Genomic DNA, 5859 nt, shown 5'->3' with positions numbered 1-5859 from the left:
TCAGGCAATGCCACTCCGCTTCTGGGCTTCCTTGCGGGAGACGGCCACGTGGCGCAGGCCGGCCCGGAGCAACTCCTGCTCGATCAAGGCAAAAAACCGCTGCCGATCCCCGCTTCTCACCACCGCCAAATGATGGGCTTCCGCCAAGGCGATGGGGTAGCCAAAGCCCTTGTGCACTTGGCTCAGCACCCCTGCCAGAGCCCGCTGCAGCAACTCCGCATCCTGGACCACCCAAGCGGGAAACTCCAGGCGAGCAATTTCGGCTTGGCCCAGGGATCCCTCGCCAACATTGAGGTAACAACAGTGGACGTGGTGTTCCCCGAAGGCGTCCAACACGCTGGCGCCGCTGCGCCAAAGGGGGCTGCGCTCTCCCGGCTGCAGCAGGGATCCCCAAAAAACGCGGTCTGCCAGGGGGGCGAAGGGATGGCAGGGAGGAGACTTCTCGCCGGGACAGTAGCGGTAGCAGTCACAGCCCAGGTACGGGCACAGCCCCAAGCGCAGGTAGTTGAGGGTTTCGCTGCTGCGGGAGGCGCTGATGTAACCCACGAGAGGAATGCGGGCCGCCCGCAACTGCTCCAAGGTCGCCAGAATGGGATCCAACCAGGGGCGCCGGGCCGACTGGGGCAGAGGCTCCAGTCCCCAAGGGATTAGGGATCCATCCAGGAGCGCCAGCGTGGTGCGGCGACGGGGCACCGACAGGGCCAAACGAGCCAGCTCCTCCAGTTCCGCTTGGGAGCGTCGTAAGGCCAGTATCTCTTCCAGCCCCAACGAGGACTCCGTGCCGCTGGTAGGATTGCGTTCACCTGGAGCGCGCTGCGGGCGAGAGTCTCGCCGGTTAAGGGGGGCCCTCGGCAACCCTTCTGCCCGCGGTTCCGAGAGAGGGGAGTCTGAGCGGTTTTGCTGGGCAAGGGGCCCATCTCCATACAGCAGCAGGGGCTGGCTGTCCAGGAGCGGCCACTCCTGGGTGCCGTAGTGGAGAACCACGCGCCCAACATTGATCAGCGAGCAGTAGGCAATCTCGTGGTGACTGGGCAAAATCTGGGATCCATCCGTGGCCACCACCGTGTGTCGCCCCTGCAGAGGCTCGACCTTGGGCAGGGATCCCCAGGCTTCCGGCGGCTCGGCGGGGCTGGCGCAAACAAACGACAGATGGGATCCCCACTCGGCCCAGCGGGACTGCCAAACCTGCGGCTCCTGCTGCCAGCGCTCGAAAACTTGCCAGGCTTGGCGGAGGCGTTCTTGGCTGGCTTTCGACTCCTGTTGCAGGTGCCGGGTGAACGCAGGAATTTGCCCGCTCAGCTTAACCAGATCCAACATGATGGCCGCATCAGCCCTGCATGGCAATACGGCTGCCAGAAGCGGAAGAAGCCACATCTTGTCCTTCTGAGGAGTTGAGCAGCTCTTCCAGCGGAAACTCCCCGTAGACCTCGCTGCTGTTGTTGGGACTCTCCTGCAGGCGAACCCGATGCAACTGCACCCCCAGCTCCCGCAGGGGCAGAGTCAGCAGCCGCTGGATGTAGAGGGCGATGTTTTCGGCAGTAGGCACCACCTGGGCAAAGTAGGGAATGTCTTTGTTCAAAAAGGTGTGATCCAGCGGCTTCACCACCTGCTCCTCGATCAGCCGCTGCAGGGCCGCCAAGTCCACGATCATCCCCGTGCGCGGGTCGATGGATCCCTTGACGGTGATCTCCAGGCCGTAGTTGTGGCCGTGGCCGTGGGGACGGGCACAGAGGCCGTAGATGGCGCTGTTTTCTTCAAAACTCAGGTGATCCAGAGCCAAGCGGTGGGCGGCGCTGAAATGGGTGGCAACAGTCAAGTAGGCTTGCATGGCTTCTCCTCGGTATTCGGCCCAAAGCTCAGGATCTTCGTACAGACGGACGCTGGTTAGGGGCAAGGCATCGGCCAGGCGTTGCCAAATCACGTAAGCGATAAACTCGGTAGTGGGCAAGGTTTGGGCAAACTCCGGCCAAGCTTGATTTAGATAAGCAAAGTTGAGATCTTGAATCACCCGCTGCCGGATCACCTGCTTCACCTCCGAGAGGTTGAGCACCATCCCATAGTCATCCACCTCACCACTCATGCCCACCTCCAGCACATAGTTGTGGCCATGGCCGGGAAAACGGGCATTTGGGCCAAAGCGGGCTAAGTTCTCGGCTTCTGAGAGTTCGGGCAACCAGTACCGATGGCTGGCGGCAAATTGCGCACGGCGGTAGATTGTACAGATTCTGGACATGAGTGGAGAGGAGAGCATCTGCCGGGGGATCCACCCTTTAGCTTGACACACTCCCCGGCCCAGAGGGTGGAAATTCTCAGCGGCCCTCAGCCTACCCTCCCAGTGGTCTTGCCGTCATCTCTGTCCTGCGCCAGGTCAGGCACTTGCCCTGCCGACCGGGTCGGCCTGTGCATACCCTCATTTCCCAGAAAGCATTTCGAGCAAGGTTTTGGCGGCATTGTGTCCTGAGAGCCAAGCCCCCTCTACGCGCCCTCCGGCGCACCAATCGCCGGCACAAACCAAAGGCAATCCCTCAGCAGCGGAAACCGGCACACGGGTGCTTAAGCTGGCCAATCCCGTGGTTTCCAAAGGCAAAGCGTAGCGCCAACGGTGCACCTGCATCCATTGTGGCGAAGCCAACCAGGGATCCAGCCGTTGGGCTGCGTGGGCCAGCAATTCTCGACCGGCCTTTTCCAGCTCAGAGGGGCCGGCCTCCAAGTACAGAGATGACCACTCCGCCCCCCCATGCAAGACCACCACAGGCGGGAGCGGCTGCAGGCGCTTGCTGCTGTCCAGTCCCAGCCAGGCCAACATCGGATCCTCCAAGCACTTGATCCCCTTCCAAGGCGGCGTATGCTCAGAGTAGCCCGCCAAAACCGCAAGGCAGGGTTGATACTGGGCGGATTCCAGCAGAGGCAACAGGTTTTCAGCCAAAGGGATCCCTTCCCGGAGCAGGGGCAGCAACTGGGGGGCCGGAATTGTCGCCACCAGGGCAGCAGCCTCGTAGCATTGGCCGTTCTCCGCCCTCAATTGCCAGGTGGTTACCAAAGGTTTGAGGCTGACCACACGAGTTTGGGTGTGTACCGACAGCGGGGCAGCCAGGTGTTTGGCCAGCGTCGTCATGCCCTGAGGGCAGACATAGCGCGGTTTTTCATCGTTGGGATCCTCTGGGCGCAGCCCTTCTCGATCCAGCACATGCAGCGAGCGCGTCCATTCCGCCAGCAGCCCCAGGCCCAGCAGCTCCTTCACCCAGCGATAAAAGCCATCCGAATCGGCAGTCAGGTATTGAGCCCCATGATCCACTGGCACCGTTTGCCCAGCGTGCTCAACTCGACGGGTGGCCATGCGCCCGCCCAAGCCCGCCGATTTTTCCAGCACCAGAACCCGCAGCCCCGCCCGCAGCAGTTGCCTTGCACACACCAAACCGGCCACTCCCGCCCCGATGACAATCACATCGGCGGATGTTGAGCGGGCTCCCTCGGAGGGGGTTACCGCTGCCTGGGTTGCTTCGCCTAGCATACTGAGCCTGCCAGCTGTGACCGGATCCGCACGTTCAGCTCCCGCCTCTGCCGAAGGGGTTGTTGCCCCTCTCTCCGAAGAGCTTGGCTTCTCCCTTGATGGCAGCCTTGATGATGTTGTAGGCAGCCCAGGCAACCACCAAAACAATGGGCGACAGAACGATCAGCGGACGGAGATCAATGTCCATGGTTTTCATCCCCCCCTAACATAGATTGATTTACCGACTGCTTGGAACAAGAGCCTCCAGGGTTGGCCACCGCCAGAATCCCGATGGGGTGAAACCGTTTTCGACTCTGGATCCCGCACAAGCTGAGGTGCAACTCTGGAAAGATGGCTAAGTCCAGAATAAACCCAAATGGGGATCCCTACCGGACAGACTTTGCCCCATCTGGGCTGCCAAGGCGGGAGCCAACAGGCCCACACTGAGAATCGCGTCCAGAACTAGCGCACCCACCAGGGATGTGCAATCGACCCCGATCACCTGACTAACTGCTGCCCAAGCCCGCAACTTGGATCTTAATTCTGGGCTCTTTCTCAGTTGCTGTAGATTTTGCCCAAGGCAGCCGGCGGACGAGTGCGGCGGGCGCGGCCCTGCATTCCCGATAGAACCCCCATCGTCAACACAAAGGGCAACGCCTGGATCAACACGGGCGGCATCACATCTCCCCCTTGCAGTTGAATGGCCAGGGCGTCGGTGGCCCCAAACAACAGCGTCGCGCCCAGGATCCCGAAGGGGTGCCACTTGCCAAAGATCATCGCTGCCAAGGCGATAAGGCCCTTTCCTGCTGACATGTTGCGGACAAACTGGTTCAAAAAGCCAATGGAAAGGTAGGCCCCCGCCAGGCCCTCCAACAGGCCGGAGAGCAGCACCGCCGCGTAGCGCATACCCAGGACATCCACCCCCATGGTGGCAGCAGCCTGAGGATGCTCTCCCACCGCTCGCAGCCGCAAGCCCCAGGGTGTTTTGAACAGCAACCACCAGGAGATTGGCACCAACAGAAAGGCCAGATACACCAAGGGGCTAAACCCATGCCACAGCGGCAGCCGATTGACAATTTCTTGAGAGTTGGTGGTGTTGCCGTAGAACGATTGCAGCACCAGCGAAGGCACGCTCATGGCCAACAGGTTGATGGCAGTGCCGCTGACAATTTGATCGGCTCTGTAGCGGATGCACATCAGCGCATGCACAAAGGCAATGGCCACCCCCCCTAAGGCGCCGGCCAACAAACCCACCCAAGGGATCCAACCCACCTGAGCTGCTGGAGTCTGGGCCAGAAGGGAAGCTTCCAGGCGTTGGGTGGTTACCGCCGCCGCCAAAGCCCCAAACAAGATGATCCCCTCCAGGGCAATATTGACCACGCCGCTGCGTTCGGAGTACATGCCCCCCAAGGCCGTGAGCAACAGAGGGGTAGTGGAGCGCAGGGTAGCCGGGATCAAAGCCCAAAACAGAGTTGCCATATTGCTCCGCAGCGCCAGCGCAAACGAGATCTCCGCTCAGAGGTACTCAAGTTGAGCGTTCATCGCAGTCCATTTCCACCTGGGCTGCCTGCAAGGGATCCGTGAAATAGCCGGGCAACAGGCCGCCTGCAGCAATGAAAAGGTGTAGGTGATCAAGTCCACTTTGGTGCTCAGCTTTACAAAAAAAGGCGAATCGGGCGAGGAGCCTAAGCCGGGCCGCAGCAACCCCACCACCACCGCCCCTGCTGCCACCGCCGCCCCCAAGGCACTCAGGGGTACGATGATCTGCCGCTGCCGCACCAAAAAAGCTTTTCCTCCCGGCAACTGCAGCCGCCCCAGCAGCAACAGCAGCAGGGCATAGGCAAAGCTGGCATAGCCAGCCAAAGAAGGGCTGAACCGCCGCAACGGCAACCGAGCCGGCGGGATCCCCTCCGCCAGGGCCGCCCCATTCACCGCCCCCACTGCCCCATAAAACCAGAGCAAGCCCAGCCCAAATAGAACCAGACCGACCACTCCCAAGCTGTACAGCCAGCGGGCCCGCACTTGCCGCTCCTTGATCCCCAGAGCCAGACATGACAACAGCGCCAACAGCACCCAGGCCCAGCTCAACCCTGGGATCCAACCCACCGCCAAAGTCTCCGGGATTCCCAACTGCTGCGGGTCGATGAGGCCAAAGGTTCCCGCCAGCACCCCTGCTCCGCCGAACTCCCGCCTCAGCATCCACTCAGCATCCACTAAGGGCAGAGCAAAAACAGCAAAACGGCAATCAGATTGGTCAGCAACAGCAGCATGGGCAGAGATTCAACAAGACCAAGGAGGGCCATCCGACAAAGATAGCAGCCAGCCCTCTTCTCAGCTCCTCAGCTCAAGACACTTCTCACGGGAAAGTG

The 5859-nt window shown here is 61.2% G+C and carries 6 protein-coding genes; all 6 read right to left on the bottom strand.

Features of this window, described 5'->3' with window-relative positions:
• Entirely contained in the window at positions 1-1317 is a 1317-nt protein-coding gene (locus NW820_RS09160) for a DNA double-strand break repair nuclease NurA (RefSeq protein ID WP_414350687.1), read from the bottom strand.
• A gap of 10 nt (positions 1318-1327) precedes the next feature.
• On the bottom strand, positions 1328-2233 hold the full coding sequence (locus tag NW820_RS09155) for a 6-carboxytetrahydropterin synthase (RefSeq protein WP_011432318.1): 906 nt from the start codon (positions 2231-2233) through the stop codon (positions 1328-1330).
• Positions 2234-2410: 177 nt separating this feature from the next.
• On the bottom strand, positions 2411-3511 hold the full coding sequence (locus NW820_RS09150; RefSeq protein WP_414407317.1) for an NAD(P)/FAD-dependent oxidoreductase: 1101 nt from the start codon (positions 3509-3511) through the stop codon (positions 2411-2413).
• Positions 3512-3545: 34 nt separating this feature from the next.
• A complete protein-coding gene (locus NW820_RS09145; RefSeq protein WP_414330801.1) occupies positions 3546-3698 on the bottom strand; it encodes a photosystem II protein Y in 153 nt (50 codons plus the stop codon).
• Positions 3699-4045: 347 nt separating this feature from the next.
• Complete coding sequence (locus NW820_RS09140; RefSeq protein WP_414407316.1) at positions 4046-4969, bottom strand: ABC transporter permease; 924 nt, start codon at positions 4967-4969, stop codon at positions 4046-4048.
• A 36-nt stretch (positions 4970-5005) separates the two neighbouring features.
• A complete protein-coding gene (locus NW820_RS09135; protein WP_414342254.1) occupies positions 5006-5689 on the bottom strand; it encodes a hypothetical protein in 684 nt (227 codons plus the stop codon).
• Between the last annotated feature and the right edge of the window lie 170 nt (positions 5690-5859).

Source organism: Synechococcus sp. R55.7, assembly GCF_047461955.1.
In the GTDB taxonomy this organism is placed as follows: Bacteria; Cyanobacteriota; Cyanobacteriia; order Thermostichales; family Thermostichaceae; genus Thermostichus.
This window is presented reverse-complemented; position numbering and strand designations above follow the sequence as displayed.